The 20,533-nt window shown below is 67.9% G+C and carries 16 protein-coding genes; 6 read left to right on the top strand and 10 right to left on the bottom strand.

Annotated elements, in window-relative coordinates; genetic code table 11:
* Positions 1 to 52 precede the first annotated feature (52 nt).
* The 3 genes from CLV01_RS23935 to CLV01_RS23945 all read right to left on the bottom strand — a co-directional run bounded on the left by CLV01_RS23935 (position 53) and on the right by CLV01_RS23945 (position 3,601).
* On the bottom strand, positions 53 to 1,351 hold the full coding sequence (locus tag CLV01_RS23935) for a sensor histidine kinase (RefSeq protein WP_099733046.1): 1,299 nt from the start codon (positions 1,349 to 1,351) through the stop codon (positions 53 to 55).
* Between the two features lie 98 nt (positions 1,352 to 1,449).
* Entirely contained in the window at positions 1,450 to 2,169 is a 720-nt protein-coding gene (locus tag CLV01_RS23940; protein WP_043795813.1) for a FadR/GntR family transcriptional regulator, read from the bottom strand.
* Positions 2,170 to 2,266: 97 nt separating this feature from the next.
* Complete coding sequence (locus CLV01_RS23945; protein WP_099733045.1) at positions 2,267 to 3,601, bottom strand: MFS transporter; 1,335 nt, start codon at positions 3,599 to 3,601, stop codon at positions 2,267 to 2,269.
* Between the two features lie 203 nt (positions 3,602 to 3,804).
* Between CLV01_RS23945 and CLV01_RS23950 the strand changes: the two genes are divergently transcribed.
* The gene (locus CLV01_RS23950; RefSeq protein ID WP_034396397.1) at positions 3,805 to 4,347 is read left to right on the top strand and encodes an ureidoglycolate lyase; all 543 of its coding nucleotides are present in this window, start codon (positions 3,805 to 3,807) and stop codon (positions 4,345 to 4,347) included.
* Positions 4,348 to 4,420: 73 nt separating this feature from the next.
* Here CLV01_RS23950 and CLV01_RS23955 read toward each other — a convergent pair whose 3' ends face one another.
* From CLV01_RS23955 to CLV01_RS23965, 3 genes are all read right to left on the bottom strand, one after another.
* A complete protein-coding gene (locus tag CLV01_RS23955; protein ID WP_012206877.1) occupies positions 4,421 to 5,389 on the bottom strand; it encodes an alpha-E domain-containing protein in 969 nt (322 codons plus the stop codon).
* Entirely contained in the window at positions 5,390 to 6,859 is a 1,470-nt protein-coding gene (locus CLV01_RS23960) for a circularly permuted type 2 ATP-grasp protein (RefSeq protein WP_012206878.1), read from the bottom strand.
* A 143-nt stretch (positions 6,860 to 7,002) separates the two neighbouring features.
* Complete coding sequence (locus tag CLV01_RS23965) at positions 7,003 to 9,501, bottom strand: DNA internalization-related competence protein ComEC/Rec2 (RefSeq protein ID WP_099733044.1); 2,499 nt, start codon at positions 9,499 to 9,501, stop codon at positions 7,003 to 7,005.
* Between the two features lie 173 nt (positions 9,502 to 9,674).
* On the opposite strand from CLV01_RS23965, the gene CLV01_RS23970 reads away from it, so the two are divergent.
* Entirely contained in the window at positions 9,675 to 10,133 is a 459-nt protein-coding gene (locus CLV01_RS23970; protein ID WP_012206880.1) for a RidA family protein, read from the top strand.
* Between the two features lie 43 nt (positions 10,134 to 10,176).
* Here the strand turns inward: CLV01_RS23970 and CLV01_RS23975 are convergent, their stop codons facing one another.
* The 4 genes from CLV01_RS23975 to CLV01_RS23990 form a co-directional block, all read right to left on the bottom strand.
* Complete coding sequence (locus CLV01_RS23975) at positions 10,177 to 11,946, bottom strand: methyl-accepting chemotaxis protein (protein ID WP_099733043.1); 1,770 nt, start codon at positions 11,944 to 11,946, stop codon at positions 10,177 to 10,179.
* Between the two features lie 127 nt (positions 11,947 to 12,073).
* A complete protein-coding gene (gene parC / locus CLV01_RS23980; protein ID WP_034396406.1) occupies positions 12,074 to 14,461 on the bottom strand; it encodes a DNA topoisomerase IV subunit A in 2,388 nt (795 codons plus the stop codon).
* Between the two features lie 39 nt (positions 14,462 to 14,500).
* Positions 14,501 to 15,373: a lytic transglycosylase domain-containing protein gene (locus tag CLV01_RS23985; RefSeq protein ID WP_099733042.1), complete on the bottom strand. Its 873-nt coding sequence runs from the start codon at positions 15,371 to 15,373 to the stop codon at positions 14,501 to 14,503.
* A gap of 3 nt (positions 15,374 to 15,376) precedes the next feature.
* Entirely contained in the window at positions 15,377 to 17,359 is a 1,983-nt protein-coding gene (locus CLV01_RS23990; protein WP_099733041.1) for a DNA topoisomerase IV subunit B, read from the bottom strand.
* A 160-nt stretch (positions 17,360 to 17,519) separates the two neighbouring features.
* Between CLV01_RS23990 and CLV01_RS23995 the strand changes: the two genes are divergently transcribed.
* The 4 genes from CLV01_RS23995 to dapA all read left to right on the top strand — a co-directional run bounded on the left by CLV01_RS23995 (position 17,520) and on the right by dapA (position 20,522).
* Complete coding sequence (locus CLV01_RS23995; RefSeq protein WP_099733040.1) at positions 17,520 to 18,746, top strand: MFS transporter; 1,227 nt, start codon at positions 17,520 to 17,522, stop codon at positions 18,744 to 18,746.
* 13 nt (positions 18,747 to 18,759) lie between these two features.
* Entirely contained in the window at positions 18,760 to 18,909 is a 150-nt protein-coding gene (locus CLV01_RS29265) for a hypothetical protein (protein ID WP_180288447.1), read from the top strand.
* Between the two features lie 71 nt (positions 18,910 to 18,980).
* Complete coding sequence (locus CLV01_RS24000; protein ID WP_099733039.1) at positions 18,981 to 19,550, top strand: class I SAM-dependent methyltransferase; 570 nt, start codon at positions 18,981 to 18,983, stop codon at positions 19,548 to 19,550.
* Positions 19,551 to 19,625: 75 nt separating this feature from the next.
* Positions 19,626 to 20,522: a 4-hydroxy-tetrahydrodipicolinate synthase gene (gene dapA, locus CLV01_RS24005; RefSeq protein WP_012206888.1), complete on the top strand. Its 897-nt coding sequence runs from the start codon at positions 19,626 to 19,628 to the stop codon at positions 20,520 to 20,522.
* The last annotated feature ends 11 nt before the right edge of the window (positions 20,523 to 20,533 follow it).

Genomic DNA, 20,533 nt, shown 5'->3' on the forward strand with positions numbered 1-20,533 from the left:
CGAAACGACGGGCCTGTGTGCCCGTTTTTTCATCTTCTGGCCCGGCTATCGGTCACTCGTCGGCGTATCGCAGCGGAAACAACAGAAGAAAGGTCGTGCCGGTCTGCGCGGCCGACTGCACCTCGATCGTGGCGTCCAGCAATTCCGCCAGCCGCTTGACGATGGACAGGCCGATCCCCTCGCCTGCGCCGCTGCGGTAGCTGGCCGCCGCACCGCCTTGCTGCGGCACGCCCCCGGTGCGGACCTCCCCGGACGCCGCCGTCCCCAGGTGGCCCGAAGGGTCCATGTCCGTGGCCTGCTTGAGGGCGGCAACCAAAGGCGCCGCAGGCGCCATGCCAGGGCCCGTGTCCCCGATGGAGAGCATCCAGCGGCGCCGGTCCTCCCCATCGCCCAGAGCCCACTTCACCGTGACACCGCCCTCCTGGGTGTACTTGAGCGCGTTGAGTATCAGGTTCTGCGCGATGCGGCGCAGTTTCAAGGCATCCCCTTCCACCGGCATCGTCCCCGGCCCCTGCAGGTGCAGGTACAGGCCGCGATCGTTGGCCAGGGCCTGCAGTCCCTCGCACAGATGGGTGATCACCTCGGCTGCGTCAAAGGAGGTCAGCTGGCGATGCTCGCGCCCGGCGTGCAGCTTGGCCAGCTCCGTCACGTCATCCAGCAGATGGCGCAGCGACTGGACGTTGCGGTCCAGCATGCGCAGGAGTTTCTCGCGCGACTGTGCCGGCGCATGCTGCATGCCCAGGCCATGGGTCACATTGGCCACCACGCCGACGTTGCTGCGCAGGTCATGCGCGACCTGCTCCCACAGTTGCGAGCGCTGCAGGTCCAGCGTGCTCACGTCATGCAGCGCCGCTTCCAGGTCCCGCACATGGCCCTCGGCCTCCTGCTGCTGCAGGCGGAAATACTGGGTGCTGCTGTCCTGCACGTCGCGCGTGTAGGTGGCAGCCCAGGCCTTGCGCGCAACGGGCATGGCGCCATGCGCATCGGGATGCTCCTCGGCATAGGCCTCCAGTTGCGCCACCATGACTTCGTTGAGCAGGCCCAGCTCGCGCACGACTTCATGCAGGTCATAGCCCTGTTGCCAGCGGTGCAGACCGTGGGCGGCGGCTTGCTCGCCATCGACCGGCGGCTCGGCAGCGCCTGCCGGGGCACCGCCGAGGGCCCGCAATTGCTGCTCGAACGCGGCCAGCACGGCCGGAATGTGATCGTTCAACTGGGTGCGGGGAAGCGCCTCGCCGGCGGTCAGTGCCGGGTCCCGCCTGACGGCCTTGCGCCATGTCTGCAAGAGTCCTTCGCGCTGCGCCGCGAGGGCGTCTGCCAGTATGCAGAGTTCATTTCCTTGGCTTGTCATGGATCGGCATCCGTGGCGGTCTGTGGAGAGGGGAAAAATGCGTTGCGCCAAGGATGGTAAGGCCAAAAACCCGGCCGATCGGGCTCGTGCCGGCGCGCCTACAGGCCGGTGGGAAAGTGCACGCCCGCGCGCTGGGCAGCCTGCACGATGTGCGTGGCCATGGCCTGCTGCGCCAGCTCGGGCCGGCCCTGGGACAGGGCCTCGATGATGGCGGCATGCTCCTCGGCGGTCGCATGGCGCGCGCCGCGCTTGTAATACGGCAGGCGCTGGCTTTCCTGCATGACCTCGCCGCTGCCGCGCAGCACGTCGGCAATCGCATGGTTGCCCGAGATAGTGGCGATCTGCAGGTGAAATTCGAAATCCAGGCGCGTGGCCTGCACGAAATCGGCCAGCTCGATGCTCTGCTGCATGGCCTGCAGGTTGGCCTGCAGGGCCGCCACGTCTTCGGGCTGCACCACCAGGGCGGCCAGGCGTGCGACAAAGCCCTCCAGCGCATAGCGCAGCTGATAGACATCGGTGAGCGCATGCGAGTCGGCAAAGCGCCAGGCCTCTGCGGCAGAGGCCGGGGCGTCGGTGGCCTCGGTCACGTACATGCCCTTGCCGGGCCGCGCCACGACCAGGCCCAGCCCCTGCAGCGTGGACAGCGCCTCGCGCAGCGAGGTCCGGCTGATGCCCAGTTGCTCCGACAGGTCGCGCTGCGACGGCAGCAGCGCGCCCACCGGATACACGCCGCCCTCGATCCACTCGCGGATCACGCGGGCGGCATTGCCGGCAACGGCGGTGCTGGCGGAAGGACTGGAAGCGGTGCTGGGTTCCATGCGTTGGCAGGTCTCGGGGTCGGGGGCGGCAGGTGCGCTGATCTTAGCGACTGCGCACCGCTGCCGCATGGTCGTGGGTCGTGCAGCGTTGGTGCCTCTACTTGTTGACCAGCTTGGCCGGCACCGTATAGGTCAGGAAGGCGCCGAACAGCAGCACGCCGGCCAGCACGAACATGGCGGCATTGGTGCTCTGTGTCGCATCCTTGATGAGGCCGATCATGTAGGGACTGATGAAGCCGGCCAGGTTGGCAAAGGAGTTGATCAGCGCAATGCCGGCTGCCGCACCCGCGCTGGACAGGATGGCCGTGGGCAGGCTCCAGAACAGCGGAGAGGTCGCCAGGCTGCCGCCCGCGGCCAGCGCCAGGGCGGCCAGCGACAGATAGACGTTGCCGCTGAAGATGGCCGACAGCATCAGGCCCGCTGCGCCCACGCAGAACGGCACGATCAGGTGCCAGCGGCGCTCGCGCATGCGGTCCGAACTGCGGCTGACCAGGTTCATGGACACCACGGCCACCGAGAACGGCACGGCCGTCAGCAGGCCGATGTGAAAGGCCCCCTCCACGCCCGACTGGCGGATCAGGCTGGGCAGCCAGAACGTGAGCCCGTACTGGCCCATGACGGTGCAAAAGCAGATCAGGGCCATCTTGATGATGCGCGGGTCGGAGAACAGCGCGCGCAGCGTCACATGGCTATCGCTCTTGCTGGCGTTCTCGCGGGCGATGTTGCGCTCCAGCAGGGTCTTTTCCGCCTCGGTCAACCAGCGTGCGGCGCGGATGCCGTTGTCCAGGTACCAGAGCACGGCCAGGCCCAGGATCATCGAGGGAATGGCCTCGAGCAGGAACAGCCATTGCCAGCCGCGCAGGCCCGCCACGCCCTGCATCAGGTCCATGATGCCGCCCGACAGCGGGCCGCCCAGGATGCCCGAGACCGGAATCGCGCACATGAACAGCGCCACCATGCGGGCGCGCCGGTACGACGGAAACCAGTAGGTCATGTACAGGATCATGCCGGGGTAGAAGCCCGCCTCGGCCGCGCCCAGCAGAAAGCGTAGCACGTAGAACTGCGTGGGCGTGCTCACGAACATCATGGCCGCCGAGATCAGGCTCCACATGATCATGATCCGCGAGATGGTGGCCTTGGCGCCTATGCGGTGCATCAGCATGTTGCTGGGCACCTCGAAGAAGAAGTAGCCGATGAAGAACAGCCCCGCACCCAGGCCGTACATGGCCTCGCTGAACTGCAGGTCGGCCAGCATGTGCAGCTTGGCGAAGCCCACGTTCACCCGGTCCAGGTAGGCCGCCACATAGCAGGCCATGATGAAGGGCAGCAGGCGCCAGGCCACCTTGCGGTAGACGGCGGCCTCGGCCGGCGTTTCGCTGGCCAGCGCCGGCGCCGCGCCGGCGGCCTCGGCGGATGCGGGAAGAGATGACATCAGGGAGTCCTTGGTTGAGGAGTTGCGACCAACTGGTATTACCGGTATGAAATTACGAAGCGAACGGTACCCCCAGCGCTTTGCCATGTGCACTCGCATTTACCCCAATTCAACGCAAGCAAAACTAATTCCCCGAGGTTTGACAAAAATCCGGTCCAACTGCAAACTGGTATTACCAGTACGAAAACAAGAGGCAAAACTTCGTGAACACCTTGTCAGAGACCCGCCCCGCCAGCCTTTGCCTGCGCGCCCAGCCGCTGACCGCCGAGGCCTTTGCCGAGTTTGGCGAGGTCCTGGACAGCACAGGCCACACACCGCTGCTCATCAACGATGGCATGACCGAGCGCTACCACGCCCTGGCCCGCGTGGACACGGGCGGCAGCGAAGGCCATGGGCTGATCAACCTGTTCCATGCCCGGCCCTATGCGCTGCCCCTGCGGCTGACCAGCATGGAGCGCCACCCCCTGGGCAGCCAGGCCTTCATGCCGCTGGATGCACAGCCCTTCATCGTGGTGGTTGCCCCCCTGGGCGAACAGGTGGCAACCGCCGACCTGCGCGCCTTCATCACCAACGGCCGCCAGGGCGTGAACTACCGGCGCGGCGTCTGGCACCACTCGCTGATCGCGTTGAATGCGCCGGCGCGCTTCATCGTGATCGACCGTGGCGGCCCTGGCGACAACTGCGACGTGCTGCCCATCGGCGGCGCCGAGGGCGTTGTGCTGGACCTGGACAGCGCGCAGGCCTGAATTCGGCCCGCCCAATGAACCAATGAACAAAGCCGCCCGAGGGCGGCTTTGTGCTGCATGGCGGCCGGCGGACTCAGGCGGGCACCAGAAAGTCCCGGCTGATGCCCTGGCCCAGGTCGTGCACGCGGTCCAGGAACTGCGTGAGATAGGCGTGCAGGCCCGTGGCCAGGATTTCGTCGATGCGCGCATAGCGCAGGTCGGCCAGCAGGCGGCCTGCCTTGCGCTGGGTCTCGCGCGACTGGGCGTTGGCCACGCTTTCCAGGTTGGCCACCACCTCCAGCATGCTGGCCAGCAGCGAGCGCGGCATGTCGCTGCGCAGCATCAGCAGCTCGGCCACGCGCTCGGGCGTGATCACGTCGCGGTAGACCTTGCGGTAGACCTCGAAGGCCGAGACGCTGCGCAGCAGCGCGCTCCAGTGGTAGAAGTCGAACGGCGTGGCCGCCTTGCCCGATGCGCCGTTGCGTGCGCTGCCGTGGTAGTCGCGCTCGATGGCGTGGAACTTCACGTCCAGCAGGCGTGCCGTGTTGTCGGCGCGCTCGATGAAGGTGCCCAGGCGCAGGAAGTGGAAGGCCTCGTCCTGCAGCATGGTGCCCAGCGTCACGCCGCGCGACAGGTGCGAGCGGTGCTTGACCCATTCGAAGAACTGGCCCGGATCGCGCTCCCAGTCGCCCTCGGCCAGCAGGCGCTTGAGCTCCAGCCAGGTCTGGTTCTGGGTCTCCCAGGCCTCGGTGGTCAGGGCGCCGCGCACAGCGCGCGCGTTCTCCCGCGCAGCGCGCAGGCAGGAGGCGATGGACGAGGAGTTGCTCTCGTCGCGCACCATGAAGTGCAGCACGGCCTCGCGCTGCACCTCGCCGTGGCGGGCGGCGTAGGAGGGGATCAGCTCGCTGATGGACAGCACGCCCTGCCAGGCCTTGCGCGCCACCTGCGGCGCCTGGGGCAGCATGGAGGTGTCATAGGAGACGTTGAGCATGCGGGCGGTGTTCTCCGCACGCTCCGTGTAGCGGGACATCCAGTACAGATGATCGGCAGTACGGCTGAGCATTCAATGTCCTCCCTCGTTTGACTCACCGGCCCCCAGCACCCAGGTGTCCTTGGTGCCGCCGCCCTGTGATGAATTGACCACCAGCGAACCCTCCTTGAGCGCCACGCGCGTGAGGCCGCCGGCCACCATGCGCACCTGGTTGCCGCTGAGCACGAAGGGCCGCAGATCGATGTGCCTTGGTGCGATGCCCTGCTCCACCAGGGTGGGGCAGGTGGACAGCGCCAGCGTGGGCTGCGCGATATAGCCGCCGGGATTGGCGATGAGCGCGCGGCGGAAATCCTCGATCTCGCCGCGCGAGGCGGCAGGCCCGATCAGCATCCCGTAGCCACCGGCGCCGTGGACTTCCTTGACCACCAGCTCGTCCAGGTGGTCGAGCACGTAGCGCAGGTCATCGGGCTTGCGGCACAGCCAGGTCGGCACGTTCTGCAGGATGGGCTCCTCGCCCAGGTAGAAGCGGATCATCTCCGGCACATAGGGGTAGACCGATTTGTCATCGGCCACACCCGTGCCCGCTGCATTGCAGATGCTCACGTTGCCGGCACGGTAGGCGCGCATGAGGCCGGGGCAGCCCAGCGTGGAGGTGGGGCGGAAGACTTCGGGGTCGAGAAAATCATCGTCCACGCGCCGGTAGATCACGTCCACGCGCTGCGGGCCGCGCGTGGTGCGCATGTAGACCACGTCCTTGTCCACCACCAGGTCCTGGCCCTCGACCAGCTCCACGCCCATTTGCTGGGCCAGGAAGGCATGCTCGAAGTAGGCGCTGTTGTGCATGCCGGGCGTCAGCACCACCACCGTGGGCTCGGGCGTGCCGGCCGGCGCGCTGGCGCGCAGCGTCTCCAGCAGCATGTCGGGATAGTGGGCCACGGGCTCCACGGGATGGCGCGAGAACAGGTCCGGGAACAGCCGCATCATCATGCGCCGGTTCTCCAGCATGTACGACACGCCCGAGGGCACGCGCAGGTTGTCCTCCAGCACGTAGTACACGCCCTCGCCCTGGGCATTGGCGGCGCGCACGATGTCGATGCCGGCAATGTGGGCGTAGATGCCGCCCTGCACCGCCAGGCCCCGCATCTCGGGCCGGTACTGGCTGTTGTTCAGCACCAGTTCGCGCGGCACCAGGCCCGCGCGCAGGATCTCCTGGTCGTGATAGACATCGTGCAGGAAGCGGTTGAGCGCCGTCACGCGCTGCACCAGGCCCGCCTGCATTCGCGACCACTCATGTGCGGGAATGACGCGCGGTATCAGGTCGAAGGGGATGAGGCGCTCGTTGCCAGCGCCGCTTTCGTCCTTGTCGCCGTAGACGGCGAACGTGATGCCGACGCGCCGGAAGATGATCTCGGCCTCGGCGCTGCGCGCTCGCAGCGTCTGTTCGGACTGGCGCGCAAGCCATTGCGCGTAGTCCTTGTAGTGCAGGCGCACATCGCTGCCGTCGAACGGCGTCATCGTGTACATCTCGTCAAATGGATGCATTCGTCACCTCCTGTCGCTGCATGTGTACGGGGTCTAGCAAGCTACGGGCCAGCCCTCGTATCGCACCAGTGTAGCGATAGGTAACCTCAATCCGGACAAGCGGTATCCAGCATATGCATCCTGTTCCGACATCGGCGCACGCCCTATCCGCCCTGCCCCTGCGTGACGTGCACATCCCAATAGCGGCGCGCCCTTTCCCGCTCGCAGACCAGGTGCACGGGGTCCGAAGAGCGCCAGTGCGCCGCACCGCAGCGGGCCGACTGCACCACGCCGGCGCCATGGGCCTCATAGCGGCGCACCACCTCGGGGACAGGATGGCCATAGCGACTGCGATATCCCGCCTGCACCATGGCCCAGCGCGGTGCCAGGGCCTGCACCAGGGCGGTGCTCGATGAAGTGCGGCTGCCGTGGTGGGGCACCAGCAGCCACTGCACGGGCGTGAGGGCGCCGGCCCGTGCCAGGGACCGCTCCTGCGCAGCCTCGATGTCACCGGCCAGCAAGGCCTGCACGCCAGATGCCGAGCGCAGCAACAGCACGCAGCTGCCCGCATTGGCATGGGCCAGCGCCCGTGCGGAGGGCAACCGTTCGCTGGCAGACGGATGCAGCACCTCCAGCCGCACGCCATCCCATTCCCAGTGCTGGCCCGCCTGGCAGCGGCGCACAGCGCCCAGGCCGGCCAGCGCAGGGTCGAGGATCACGGAATCCGATCCCCAGACCTCCGCCTGCGGCTGCGCGGCATGCACGGCCAATGCACCGCCCGTGTGGTCATTGTCGCGGTGGCTGAGCCACAGGGCATCCAGCCTCAGACCCAGAGCCTGCAGCAGCGGCACCAGCACCCGGTCCCCGGCATTGCTGTCCAGGCCGTACTGCGGCCCCGTGTCATACAGCAGGCTGTGCCGCGCCGTGCGCACCAGCACGGCATTGCCCTGGCCTATGTCCACGGCCATCAGATCGAACTCGCCATGCGCCGGTGCTGGCGACGGCCACCACAGGGCCGGCAGGCACATGGCCAGGCCCCAGCAGCGCCATCCGGCAGGCACCGGAGCCACCAGCGCCAGGCCACCGCACAGCGCAGCCAGCCCTGCCCACAGCGGTGGCTGCGGCAGTTGCACCACGGCCCATGCCCACTGGTCCAGCCATTGCAGCAGCTCCAGCAGCGGGGCCAGCGCCAGCGCAGCGCCTGTCCACAAGGGCGACCACAAGGCACCCAGCAGGGCCAGCGGCGTGACCACGAAGGTCACCCAGGGAATGGCCGCCAGATTGGCCAGCAACCCCGACAGCGACAGCTGGCCGAACAGCATCAGGCCCAGCGGCGCCAGTGCCAGCGAGATGCGCCATTGCTCGCCCCACAAGGCCAGCGCACGGGCAGGCAGCGAAGGCCGCTGCGTGCTCTGCATGCGCGCATCGGTGGCCAGCAGCACGCCCACGGCCACAAAGCTCAGCCAGAAGCCGGCCTGCCACAGGGCCCAGGGGTCCAGCACCACGACCACGGCCAGCGCCAGGCACCAGACGGCGGGCCAGGGCCAGCGCAGTCCGGCGCCGCGCAACGCAGCCACGCTGGCCAGCATGCAGACGGTGCGCTGCGCCGGCAGCCCCCAGCCGCTGAACAGCGCATAGCCGCCCGCCAGCAGCACGCCGGCCAGCAGGGCCGCCTGCGGCGCCGGGCACCACAGGCAGGCCCGTGCGCTGCAGCGCCAAAGCCGCCCCACCACCAGGGCTGCCAGCCAGGCGAACAAGGTGATGTGCAGGCCGGAAATACTCATCAGATGGGCCACGCCGGTATGCCTAAACAGCGCCCAGTCATCCCGCGCAATGGCCTGCTGATCACCCATGGCCAGGGCGGCCACCACACCCAGCATGCGCGGCGCATGGGCAGGGTCCAGGCCGATGCGCTGCAGGGATGCCGCAAGCGCGGATGTGCGGCCCAGGATGGCGTCGCGCATCTGCTGGCGCCAGCGCTGCAGGGCATGGCTTCCGGTGTCGGCCAGTGGGCGTGCAGCGGGCTGTTCGCGCACATGGCCCGTGGCCTGCACGCCCTGCTCCCACTGCCACAGCTCATAGTCGAAGCCATGGGGATTGCGCGCGCCATGCGGGCGCTTGAGCCGCACGGTCAGCGCCCAGCGCTGGCCCGGTCGCAGATCGGGCAGCATGGCAACACCCCTGGACTGCCGGCCCCGGGGGGCATACCAGGACAGTTCGATCAGTGCAGGAAACGGCGCCAAGACCTCTTCGCTGCCGACGATCCGAGCCTGCTCCACCTCCATGCGCCAGCGTATGCCCTGGGCCATGTTCTGGGGAAGCGATGCCACGACGCCGACGATGCGCAGGTCACGCCCCTCCAACGGCGCAGACAGCGCCTGGCCCGCAAAGTCCTGGGCCCGCCAGCCGGTCAACCCGCCCACCAGCAAAGCGGCGCAGACAGCGGCCCACAGGCCGTGCACACCATGGCCGCACCGGCCTGCCCATGCCCGCCACGCCCTCCAGGCCAGGCCTGCCAGCCCCATGCCCGCCAAGAGCAGATACATCCACAACGGCCACAGGCGCGGCTGCGTGACCTGCCAGGCCGCACCGGCCACGCAGCCGAGCAGCAGGGGCGTCCAGGAAGACGGCGAGAGGGTTTGGGCAGGTGCCGCAGGGTGCATCCACACATGCTAGGAGCGGATGCCGCGCAGCCACCATGCACCGCCTCGGATTCAGACAACAATCAGACTGACGGAAGCCCAGGCCCTGACATGCCAGGGTGCAAGGGGCTGTGTCACACTGTCCGCCACCCCGGCACTGGTGCCGGATTTTTCTTGTCTCGAAGGAATCAACGATGAGCGTTTACGAACAACTGAAGGCCCTGAACATCGAACTGCCGTCGCCCGCCATCCCGGCGGCGGCCTACGTGCCCTATGTGCAGACGGGCAATCTGGTGTTCCTGAGCGGCCATATCGCGCGCAAGGACGGCAAGGTCTGGGCCGGCCAGCTGGGCCGTGATCTGCAGACTGCCGACGGCCAGCAGGCCGCGCGCGCCATCGCCATCGACCTGATGGGCACGCTGCAGCATGCCGCCGGCGGCGACCTGGGCCGCGTGCGCCGCATCGTCAAGCTGATGTGCCTGGTCAACTCCACGGGCGACTACACCGAGCAGCACCTGGTGGCCAACGGCTGCAGCGAGCTGCTGGGCCAGGTCTTCGGCGATGCCGGCACGCATGCGCGCAGCGCCTTCGGCGTGGCCCAGATCCCGCTGGGCTCCTGCGTGGAAATCGAGCTGATCGCCGAACTGGCCTGATCGGCAGCATGCCGCCGCACGGCGCCGCCGTGCTCGCAGGCGGCTAGAAACTCTCCCATTGTCCATCCTCGGCTGCCGGTGCGGCAGGCCGGGGTGCCGAGGCCAGCTTGGGCGCCGCCGCCCTTGCTGCGGCAGGCCGCGCGGCAACCGGCCCGGCAGCCGCAGGCGCCACGGCTGCTGCCGGCCGCCTTGGCGCTGCGGCAGCGCTGTGCGCAGTGCGCGCCGCCGGCGCAGCCTGCCTTGCGAGCGTCGTCGGCGAAGGCGCCAGGTGCGCCACCTTGAACACCGCCACCGTGCGCGACAGCTGCTCGGCCTGCTCCCGCAGGCTTTGCGCTGCAGCCGCGCTTTGCTCGACCAGGGCCGCGTTCTGCTGCGTCATCTGGTCCAGCTGTCCCACGGCCTGATTGACCTGGGCCACGCCCGCGCTTTGCTCCGAAGAGGCCGCCGTGATCTCGCTGATGGTGTCGGCCACGCGCTGCACGGACTGCACGATGCCCTCCATGGTGGTGCCGGCATCGCCCACCAGGCGGGCGCCGTCCTCCACCCGCTCCACCGAGGCGCCGATGAGCTGGCGGATTTCCTTGGCAGCCGCCGCGCTGCGCTGTGCCAGCGTGCGCACCTCGCTGGCCACCACGGCAAAGCCACGGCCCTGCTCTCCGGCGCGGGCCGCCTCCACGGCGGCGTTCAGCGCCAGGATGTTGGTCTGAAAGGCAATGGAGTCGATGACGCCGACGATGTCGGCAATCTGCCGGCTGCTGTCGTTGATGCCCTTCATGGTCTCGACCACCCGGGCCACGACCTCGCCGCCGCGCTGGGCCACCTGTGACGCGCCCGCCGCCAGGCTGCTGGCCTGCTGGGCACTGCTGGCGCTTTGCTGCAGCGTGCTGGTGAACTGCTCCATGGCGGCAGCCGTCTCCTGCAGGTTGCTGGAGGTCTGCTCGGTGCGCACGGACAGGTCCTGGTTGCCGGTGGCGATCTCGGCGCTGGCGATGGCGATGCTGTCCGTGCTCTGGCGCACCTGCTGCACCATGCTCGACAGCGATTCGCTCATGGCCTGCAGCGAGCGCAGCAGGTCGCCGAATTCATCAGCACGCTGTGCCTGTCCCTGCACGCCTGCGCTCAGGTCGCCTGCGGCAATGCGTTCGGCCAGTTCGCTGGCCTCGGCCAGGGGCCGGCGGATGCTGGCAATCAGGAAATGGGCGCCGATGACGATGCCCAGCAGCAGCAGGCCCACGGCCGCAGCGGCAAAGCCCACAGTGAGCCTGCGCGAGGCGGCCATCTCTTGCTGGCTGCTGCGCGCCACCTGCTCCTGCATCTGCACGAAGTCGCGCAGCGACTGCAGGTAGGCATCCACGGCGGGGTTGTAGGACTGCTTGACCAGGACCAACGCCTGCTCCTGCCGGCCGTCGGCCTTGAGCTGGCGTGCCTGGGCACGCAGTTCGATCATGGTCTTGCGGGCTGCCGCAATCCTGGCCATCTGCGCCTTGTCTGCGTCGGACAGGGGCATGGCTTCCAGCGATTTCTGCACCTCGGTGATCCGCGCCGAGGTGGCGCTGATCACGTCCTTGAACTCGGCCTCGACGGCAGCATCACTGCTGACCACCACGGCCTGGGTGCGGGCTGCGTTGGTTTCGGTCAGCCCCATCCAGCGCACGGCGGCCTGGACCCGCGCCTGCATCTCCTGGGTCACCGCCTCGGACCGGGCCTGGACCTGGGCCGAGCGATAGCCCGACAAGCCGACCACGCCCACCAGCGCCACCACGATGGCGGCCACTGCAAGCCACAGCTTGTGTGCCATGCAAAGTCGCAGCATATCCAGTCTCCCTCATTTTGGAAGACTCCATGTTGAGGCCTGGAAGAGGGCCTGGTGGGCGGAAAAACCCAGAGGAAACCCCTGATCCGCCCCTTTCGCGGAGGGCATTGCAGGGGCAGCCGCGCTCTTACTCCACGCGCGTCACGCTTTGCGGCTTGAAGCCCAGGTCGGCCGACTTGCCCTTGCGGCCGCGCGTGCCACGGGCATTGTTGAGACTGCGGATCTCCAGCGTCTCGCTGCGCTCCTTGCCGCCGCGGCCCAGGCCATCGATGCGGATGCTGCGCGTGTAGGCGGCAGCGCCCGCCAGCGTGTCCTTGTCCTCCAGATCGAGCAGCATCAGCCCGCGACCGCCCTTGGCCATGTGCTTGAGGCTGGCGATCTCGAAGGTGAGGATGCGGCCACCCGTGGAAGCGCAGATCACATGCGTGGCCGGCAGCAGCAGGCCCGCGCCCTGCTCGCCTTCCTGCGGCTCGGCGCGTGCGCCCATGGGCACGCCGTAGGCCGTGGACGGGGCGCACAGCGTCTCGCCATCGGCCAGCGTGACGAAGGCCTTGCCCGCCTTCTGGCGCGAGACCATGTCGCTCACCATGGCCACGAAGCCGTAGCCACCCGACCCCGACAGCAGTAGCGCCGTGCCCTCGGCACCGGCGAAGTAGTACAGGATCTGGGTGCCGGCCTCCAGCTCGATGAGCGTGGTCACGGGCTGGCCATCGCCGCGCCCGCCGGGCAGTTGGGCCACCGGCACCGAATAGATGCGGCCATTGCTGCCAAAGGCCAGCAACTGGTCCACGGTGCGGCATTCGAAGGTGCCGTGCAGGCTGTCGCCGGCCTTGAAGCTCAGCGTGCCCGCATCGACGCCATGGCCCTGGCGCGTGCGCACCCAGCCCTTGTCCGAGATGATGACCGTGGTGGGTTCATCGACCACCTTGACCTCGGCGACTACCTTCTTTTCCTCCTGGATCAGCGTGCGGCGCGCATCGGCGAACTGCTTGGCATCGGCCTCGATCTCCTTGCAGATCAGGCGGCGCATGGTGCTTTCGCTGCCCAGGATGTCTTCGAGCTTGCCTTGCTCCGTGCGCAGCTCCTTGAGTTCCTGCTCGATCTTGATGGCCTCCAGCCGCGCCAGCTGGCGCAGGCGGATTTCCAGAATGTCGTCGGCCTGGCGCTCGGACAGCGCGAAGGCATCGATCAGCGCCTGCCGGGGCTCGTCGCTGGCCCGGATGATGGCGATGACCTTGTCGATGTTCAGCAGCACGGCCTGACGGCCTTCGAGGATGTGGATGCGGTCCAGCACCTTGGCCAGCCGGTGCTGGCTGCGCCGCGTGACCGTGGTCTGGCGGAAGGCGATCCATTCCTCGAGCATCAGGCGCAGGCTTTTCTGCACCGGGCGGCCATCGAGGCCGATCATGGTCAGGTTGATGGAGCTGGACGACTCCAGGCTGGTATGCGCCAGCAGCGCCGTGATCAGCTCCTGCTGCGGCACCTTGCCGGTCTTGGGCTCGAAGACCAGGCGCACGGGCGCGTCCTTGCTGGACTCGTCACGCACGCCGTCGAGCACGGCCAGCATGCTGGCCTTGAGCTGGGTCTGTTCCTGGCTCAAGGCCTTCTTGCCGGTCTTGACCTTGGGATTGGTGATGTCCTCGATCTCTTCGAGCACCTTCTGCGCCGAGACGCCGGGCGGCAGCTCGGTCACCACGATCTGCCACTGGCCGCGCGCCAGCTCCTCGATCTTCCAGCGCGCGCGCAGCTTGAGGCTGCCACGGCCCGTGCGATAGGCGTCCTGGATGTCGGAGGCGCTGCTGATGATCTGCCCGCCACCCGGATAGTCGGGGCCGGGGATGATCTGGAACAGTTCCTCGTCGCTGAGCTGGGGCCGCTTGATCAGGGCCACGCAGGCGTCGGCCACCTCGCGCAGGTTGTGGCTGGGGATTTCCGTGGCCAGGCCCACGGCAATGCCGCTGGCGCCATTGAGCAGGGCGAACGGCAGGCGCGCGGGCAGTTGCTGCGGCTCCTGCGTGCTGCCGTCGTAGTTGGGCACGAAGTCCACCGTGCCCATGTCGATCTCGTCGAGCAGCAGGCCCGTGATCTTGGACAGGCGCGCCTCGGTGTAGCGCATGGCGGCTGCGCCGTCGCCGTCGCGGCTGCCGAAGTTGCCTTGGCCATCGACCAGCGGATAGCGCTGGTTGAAGTCCTGCGCCATGCGCACCAGCGCGTCGTAGGCCGACTGGTCGCCGTGCGGGTGAAAGCGGCCCAGCACATCGCCGACCACGCGTGCGCTCTTGACGGGCTTGGCCGCCGTGTTGTGGTTGGGACCGCTGTAGCTCAGGCCCATGCGGTCCATGGCGTACAGAATGCGCCGCTGCACGGGCTTGAGGCCGTCGGTCACATCGGGCAGTGCCCGGCCCTTGACCACGGACAGTGCGTATTCGAGATAGGCCCGTTGCGCGTACTGGCCCAGGTCCAGTGCATCGCCGGCCGCCTGTTGTGCCAGATCCAGAGAGGTTTGGTCGCTCATGAAGAAATTCGTGATCTCAAAAAATGCAATGAATGCCGCTCATTGCGGCGTGGGCAGTCCTGTGGGCAGCGTCATGCGCACCCGGGGCGTGGTGCCCGGCAACGCCGCTGCTGCAGGCGCTGCAGGGCCCGCGCGCTCGCGCCCGCCCTGCAGCTGCTCGTAGATGCCGAGCACGGCCTTCACGTAATTGCGGGTTTCCTGGAAGGGAGGGATGGCCTGGCCCGCGCGCCGCACGGCGCCCTCGCCTGCGTTGTAGGCGGCCAGCACCAGGTCCAGCCGGCCGGGGAACAGCCCCATCAGATGGTTGAGGTAGCGCGCGCCGGCCGGCACGTTGACGGCCGGATCGGCCAGTTGCTGCTGCACGCTGCGCTGGCGGCTGGCCTCCACGCCGAAGCGCTGGGCCGTGGCCGGCATCAGCTGCATCAGGCCGACCGCCCCCTTGGGCGAGATGGCCTGCGCGTCAAAGCCCGACTCGACGGCGATCACGGCCTTGAGCAGGTCGTAGTCCACGCCCGTGTGGTCCGCCGCCTTGCGCAGATGGCCGCGCACGCTCTTGTAGCGCGGCGAGATGTCGAAGAAGCTTTGCAGCCGCGTATGCGCCTGCAGCCTGCGGCCGGCATCGCCGCTGCCGTCAGCGTCGGCAGCGGCCTCGGCCTGCACCATCGGGGGCTTGAGCCCCTGCTCGGCGCTGTCGTAGACCGAGCCGCGAAAGTACAGCCTGTAGCGCTCGTCCAGCGCCTCGGCAGCGAAGTGCGTGATGCCGCGCTCGTCCACGAAGGCCCAGAGATCGGCATGCGCCGGCCGCGCCAGCCCCCACAGCGCCAGGGCCAGGCCCAGCGCCGCCAGCGCGCGCACCCCGGCGCCGCGCGCCAGGGGCGGGCGGTGCTTCGGGGCGGCGCGGAGCACAGTCATGGGTCAGATATCGACTTCAATGGCGTCGCCATGGAGCTCCATGAGCTCGCGGCGCGCTGCGGCCTCGCCCTTGCCCATGAGCTTGGTGACGACCTGCTCGGCCGCCGCGAAGTCCAGGTTCATGAACTGCACGGGCAGCAGGCGGCGCGTGTCGGGGTTGAGCGTGGTCTCCCACAGCTGCTCCGCATTCATCTCGCCCAGGCCCTTGAAGCGGCTGATCTGGCATTTCTCGCGCGGCACGCCGTCCTTGGCCGATTTGTCCAGGATGGCGGTCAGCTCGCCCTCGTCCAGCGCGTACATCTTGGCCGCAGGCTTCTTGCCGCGCGCAGGCACGTCCACACGGAACAGCGGCGGGAGCGCCACATGGATGTGGCCGGCCTCGATGAGCTTGGGGAAATGGCGGAAGAACAGCGTCAGCAGCAGCACCTGGATGTGCGAGCCGTCCACGTCGGCATCCGAAAGAATGCAGACCTTGCCGTAGCGCAGGCCCGACAGGTCGGGCGTGTCGTTGGGGCCATGCGGGTCCACGCCGATGGCCACCGAGATGTCATGGATTTCGTTGTTGGCGAACAGCCGGTCGCGGTCCACCTCCCAGGTGTTGAGCACCTTGCCGCGCAGGGGCAGCACGGCCTGGGTTTCCTTGTTGCGGCCCATCTTGGCGCTGCCGCCGGCCGAGTCGCCCTCGACCAGGAAGACCTCGTTCAGGCTCAGGTCGCGGCTTTCGCAATCAGTGAGCTTGCCCGGCAGCACGGCCACGCCCGAGCCCTTGCGCTTTTCGACCTTCTGGCCCGCCTTCTGGCGGGTCTGCGCGGCCTTGATGGCGATCTCGGCCAGCTTGCGGCCCCATTCCACGTGCTCGTTGAGCCACAGCTCCAGCGCGGGGCGCACATAGCCGCTGACCAGGCGCACGGCATCGCGCGAGTTCAGGCGCTCCTTGATCTGGCCCTGGAACTGCGGGTCCAGCACCTTGGCGTTGAGCACATAGCTGGCGCGCGCAAAGACGTCGTCCGGCATGAGCTTGACGCCCTTGGGCAGCAGCGAGTGCATCTCGATGAAGGCCTTGACCGCCTGGAACAGGCCGTCGCGCAGGCCGCTGTCATGCGTGCCGCCGGCGGTGGTCGGGATCAGGTTGACATAGCTTTCGCGCAGCGGTGCGCCGTCCTCGGTGAAGGCCACGCACCAGGCGGCGCCCTCGCCTTCGGCAAAGCTGTCGTGGTGGCGGTCGGCAAAGCCCCCGCCCTCGAACAGTGGGATGACCGCCTCGCCATGCAGGCTTTGCTGCAGGTAGTCGCGCAGGCCGCCCTTGAACTGCCAGGTCTGGGTGTCGCGCGTCTTCTCGTTGACCAGGGTCACCGAGACGCCGGGCATGAGCACGGCCTTGCTGCGCAGCAGGTGCATCAGCTCGCCCATGGGCAGCTGGGGCGATTCGAAATAGCGGGCATCGGGCCACACGCGCACGGTCGTGCCCTGCTTGCGTTCGCCCGCGGCCAGTGGCCGCGACTGCAGGGGCTCGACCACGTCGCCGCCCGAGAAGGCGATGGTGGCCACCTTGCCCTCGCGGTGGATGCAGGCCTCAAGGCGCGTGGCCAGCGCATTCGTGACCGAGACGCCCACGCCGTGCAGGCCGCCCGAGAAGCTGTAGGCGCCGCCCTTGCCCTTGTCGAACTTGCCGCCCGCATGCAGCCGGGTGAAGACCAGCTCCACCACGGGCGCCTTTTCCTCGGGATGCATGCCGAAGGGGATGCCCCGGCCGTCGTCTTCGACGCTGTAGGAGCCGTCGGAATGCAGGGTGAAGCGGATTTTCTTGCCGAAGCCGGCCAGTGCCTCGTCGGCCGCGTTGTCGATCACCTCCTGCAGCACATGCAGGGGGTTGTCGGTGCGCGTGTACATGCCGGGACGCTGCTTGACGGGCTCAAGGCCCTTGAGCACGCGTATCGAGCCTTCGGAGTATTCGCTGGCGGAAGTGGGAGATGGTTTGACTGCCATGGGGGCGGATTGTAGTGCGCGGCCCGGCTCAGTGCTGGATGCATTCACAGTCATTGACAGTGACTATCCCGAAAAAGCCGCTGCCATCAAGGGCCGCGCTGGCGCACGGGCGACCCAAGCGGCACAGCGCAAAACCCGGAGTTTCGCTAAAGTTTGCCGCATGCAAAAAAACAACCAACCCATGTCCATGGTGCAGATACTGCTGTGCGGGGGCGCAGTCGTGACGCTGTCCATGGGAATCCGCCATGGCTTCGGCCTGTGGCTGCAGCCCATCACCCAGGAGATGGGCTGGACGCGCGAGTCCTTCGCGCTGGCCATCGCGATCCAGAACCTGTCCTGGGGCGTGCTCGGCATCTTCGGCGGCATGCTGGCCGACCGCTTCGGCGCCTTCCGCGTGCTCCTGGTGGGCGCGCTGCTGTATGCGCTGGGCCTGGCCGGCATGGCCATGGCGCCCACGACAACCTGGTTCGCCCTGACGGCCGGTGTAGTGATCGGCGCAGCCCAGGCAGGCACCACCTATGCCGTGATCTACGGTGTGCTGGGCCGCCAGATTCCCGTGGCGCGGCGCAGCTGGGCCATGGGCGTGACGGCGGCGGCGGGCTCCTTCGGCCAGTTCTTCATGGTGCCCGTGGAAGGCAGCCTGATTTCGAACTTCGGCTGGTCCAACGCCCTGCTGCTGCTGTCGCTGTGCGCGCTGATGATCATTCCGCTGGCCTTCGGCCTGCGCGAGCCGGGCTTCCAGCCCGGCAACGCCCGTCCCGTGCGCGACCAGAGCGCGGGCCAGGCCGTGGCCGAGGCCCTGCGCACACCCAGCTTCGTGCTGCTGACGGCCGGCTACTTCGTCTGCGGCTTCCAGGTGATGTTCATCGGAGTGCACATGCCCAGCTACCTCAAGGACTACGGGCTGGCGCCACAAGTGGCCAGCGTGTCGCTGGCGCTGGTGGGGCTGTTCAACATCGTTGGCACCTACGTGGCCGGCAACCTGGGCCAGCGCCTGCCAAAGCGCTATCTGCTGTCCACCATCTACTTCACGCGCTCGGTGGTGATCGTGCTCTTCCTGCTGGCGCCGCTGACGCCCTGGTCGGTCTACATCTTCTCTGCCGCCATGGGCCTGCTGTGGCTGTCCACCGTGCCGCTGACCAATGCCACCGTGGCCCAGATCTTCGGCGTGCAGCATCTGTCCATGTTGAGCGGCATGGTGTTCTTCAGCCACCAGGTGGGCAGCTTCCTGGGCGTCTGGCTGGGCGGCTATCTGTATGACCACACAGGCAGCTACCAGGTGGTCTGGTACCTGGCCATCGGCCTGGGCGTGGCCGCCGGCCTGCTGAACCTGCCCATACGCGAAGCCCCGGTGGCACGGTTGCGCGCGGCCCAGGCCGCGGCCTGACATGACGACATCCATGACCACATCCACCAGGCCCCGCCCACGCATCCTGCGCAGGCTGGCGCTGTGGGCCGCCGTGCTGCTGGTGCTGGGCCTGGTCTTCATGCTCTACCTGCAGCCGCAGTTCATACTGGGCATGGCAGACCAGATCTGGGCCTGCTTCTGAAATGGAAGCGGCAGCGGCGAAGGCCTGCCGGCACAATGTCGGCCGCTTTCACTTTATTTCCAAAATTGCACATGCACGCAGCCACGCCGCCCTCGCCCTGGATCCAACGCTGGTCGCACCTTCTGGCACCCCAGGCCTCGGTGCTTGATGTGGCCTGCGGGCCCGGCCGGCACATGCGCTGGTTCCATGCGCGTGGCCACGCCGTCACCGGCGTGGACCGCGACGCCCAGGCCCTGGCCGGCCTGCAGGGCGTGGGCGAGCGGCTGTGCGCCGACATCGAAAACGGCCCCTGGCCCCTGCCCGGCCGGCAGTTCGGCGCCGTGGTCGTGACCCACTATCTGTGGCGCCCGCTGTGGCCGGCGCTGCTGGACAGCGTGGCCCCCGGCGGCGTGCTGCTGTACGAAACCTTTGCCCAGGGCAACGAGGCTTTCGGCAAGCCTTCCCGCCCCGATTTCCTGCTGGCGCCCGGCGAGCTGCTGCAGGCCTGCGCGGGCTGGCACATCGTGGCCTACGAGCACGGCCAGCTGGGCGAGCCCGATCGCATGGTCCAGCGCATTGCGGCGCTGCGCCCCGATGCAACAGGCCGGGAACCCGTGGCCATGCTGGCGCATCAGAAGGCGTCAGGCTCTGCAATCGCCTGAATCCCTACAGGCGCCCGCCTTGGGCCTGCCTCCGACACTCGTTAGAATGATCCTTTCCCGTTTTTTCTTGCGGACATGACATCCTCCTCCGTCGCTCTCACTGGCAGCATCGTTGCCCTCATCACGCCCATGCACGAGGACGGTAGTGTTGACTACCCGGCGCTGCGAAAACTCATCGATTGGCATGTGGCCGAAGGCACGGACTGCATCGGCGTGGTGGGAACGACAGGTGAATCCCCCACCGTCAACGTGGAGGAGCACTGCGAAATCATCCGCGTGTCCGTCGAGCAGGCCGCAGGCCGCGTGCCCGTGATGGCCGGCTGCGGCGCCAACAGCACGCACGAAGCCATCGAGCTGGCCCGCTACGCCAAGAAGGTCGGCGCCGACAGCCAGCTGCAGGTCGTGCCCTACTACAACAAGCCCACGCAGGAAGGCCAGTACCAGCACTTCAAGGCGATTGCCGAAGCGGTGGGCGACCTGCCAGTGGTGCTCTACAACGTGCCCGGCCGCTCCGTGGCCGACATGCAGCACGACACCGTGCTGCGCCTGGCGCAGATCCCCGCCATCATCGGCATCAAGGAAGCCACGGGCAACATCGAGCGCGCCCAATGGCTGATCCGCGAAGTGCCCAAGGACTTCGGCGTGTACTCCGGCGATGATCCGACCGCTGTGGCCCTGATGCTGTGCGGCGGCCATGGCAACATCAGCGTCACGGCCAACGTGGCACCGCGCCTGATGAGCGATCTGTGCAAGGCGGCCCTGGCCGGTGATGTGCGCACCGCCATGGACATCCAGCTGCGCCTGATGCCCGTGCACAAGAACCTCTTCGTCGAGGCCAACCCCATTCCCGTCAAGTGGGCCGCAGCGCGCCTGGGCCTGTGCGGCCCGGCCATGCGCCTGCCGATGACACCTCTGAGCAAGAACCTGGAAGCCACCGTGGAAGCCGCCCTGGGCTCCGCTGGCCTGCTGTGAGGCGCCCCGCC

The organism is Delftia sp. 60, assembly GCF_002754395.1.
GTDB lineage: Bacteria > Pseudomonadota > Gammaproteobacteria > Burkholderiales > Burkholderiaceae_C > Comamonas > Comamonas acidovorans.

Bases quoted from the DNA above. Each gene is read 5' to 3' on its own strand.
- parC (WP_034396406.1), bottom strand. From the start codon at position 14,461: ATGAGCGACCAAACCTCTCTGGATCTGGCACAACAGGCGGCCGGCGAT.
- CLV01_RS23955 (WP_012206877.1), bottom strand. From the start codon at position 5,389: ATGCTCAGCCGTACTGCCGATCATCTGTACTGGATGTCCCGCTACACG.
- dapA (WP_012206888.1), top strand. From the start codon at position 19,626: ATGACATCCTCCTCCGTCGCTCTCACTGGCAGCATCGTTGCCCTCATC.
- CLV01_RS23960 (WP_012206878.1), bottom strand. From the start codon at position 6,859: ATGCATCCATTTGACGAGATGTACACGATGACGCCGTTCGACGGCAGC.
- CLV01_RS29265 (WP_180288447.1), top strand. From the start codon at position 18,760: ATGACCACATCCACCAGGCCCCGCCCACGCATCCTGCGCAGGCTGGCG.
- CLV01_RS23970 (WP_012206880.1), top strand. From the start codon at position 9,675: ATGAGCGTTTACGAACAACTGAAGGCCCTGAACATCGAACTGCCGTCG.
- CLV01_RS23965 (WP_099733044.1), bottom strand. From the start codon at position 9,501: ATGCACCCTGCGGCACCTGCCCAAACCCTCTCGCCGTCTTCCTGGACG.
- CLV01_RS23945 (WP_099733045.1), bottom strand. From the start codon at position 3,601: ATGTCATCTCTTCCCGCATCCGCCGAGGCCGCCGGCGCGGCGCCGGCG.
- CLV01_RS23995 (WP_099733040.1), top strand. From the start codon at position 17,520: ATGCAAAAAAACAACCAACCCATGTCCATGGTGCAGATACTGCTGTGC.
- CLV01_RS23975 (WP_099733043.1), bottom strand. From the start codon at position 11,946: ATGCTGCGACTTTGCATGGCACACAAGCTGTGGCTTGCAGTGGCCGCC.
- CLV01_RS23985 (WP_099733042.1), bottom strand. From the start codon at position 15,373: ATGACTGTGCTCCGCGCCGCCCCGAAGCACCGCCCGCCCCTGGCGCGC.
- CLV01_RS23940 (WP_043795813.1), bottom strand. From the start codon at position 2,169: ATGGAACCCAGCACCGCTTCCAGTCCTTCCGCCAGCACCGCCGTTGCC.
- CLV01_RS24000 (WP_099733039.1), top strand. From the start codon at position 18,981: ATGCACGCAGCCACGCCGCCCTCGCCCTGGATCCAACGCTGGTCGCAC.
- CLV01_RS23990 (WP_099733041.1), bottom strand. From the start codon at position 17,359: ATGGCAGTCAAACCATCTCCCACTTCCGCCAGCGAATACTCCGAAGGC.
- CLV01_RS23935 (WP_099733046.1), bottom strand. From the start codon at position 1,351: ATGACAAGCCAAGGAAATGAACTCTGCATACTGGCAGACGCCCTCGCG.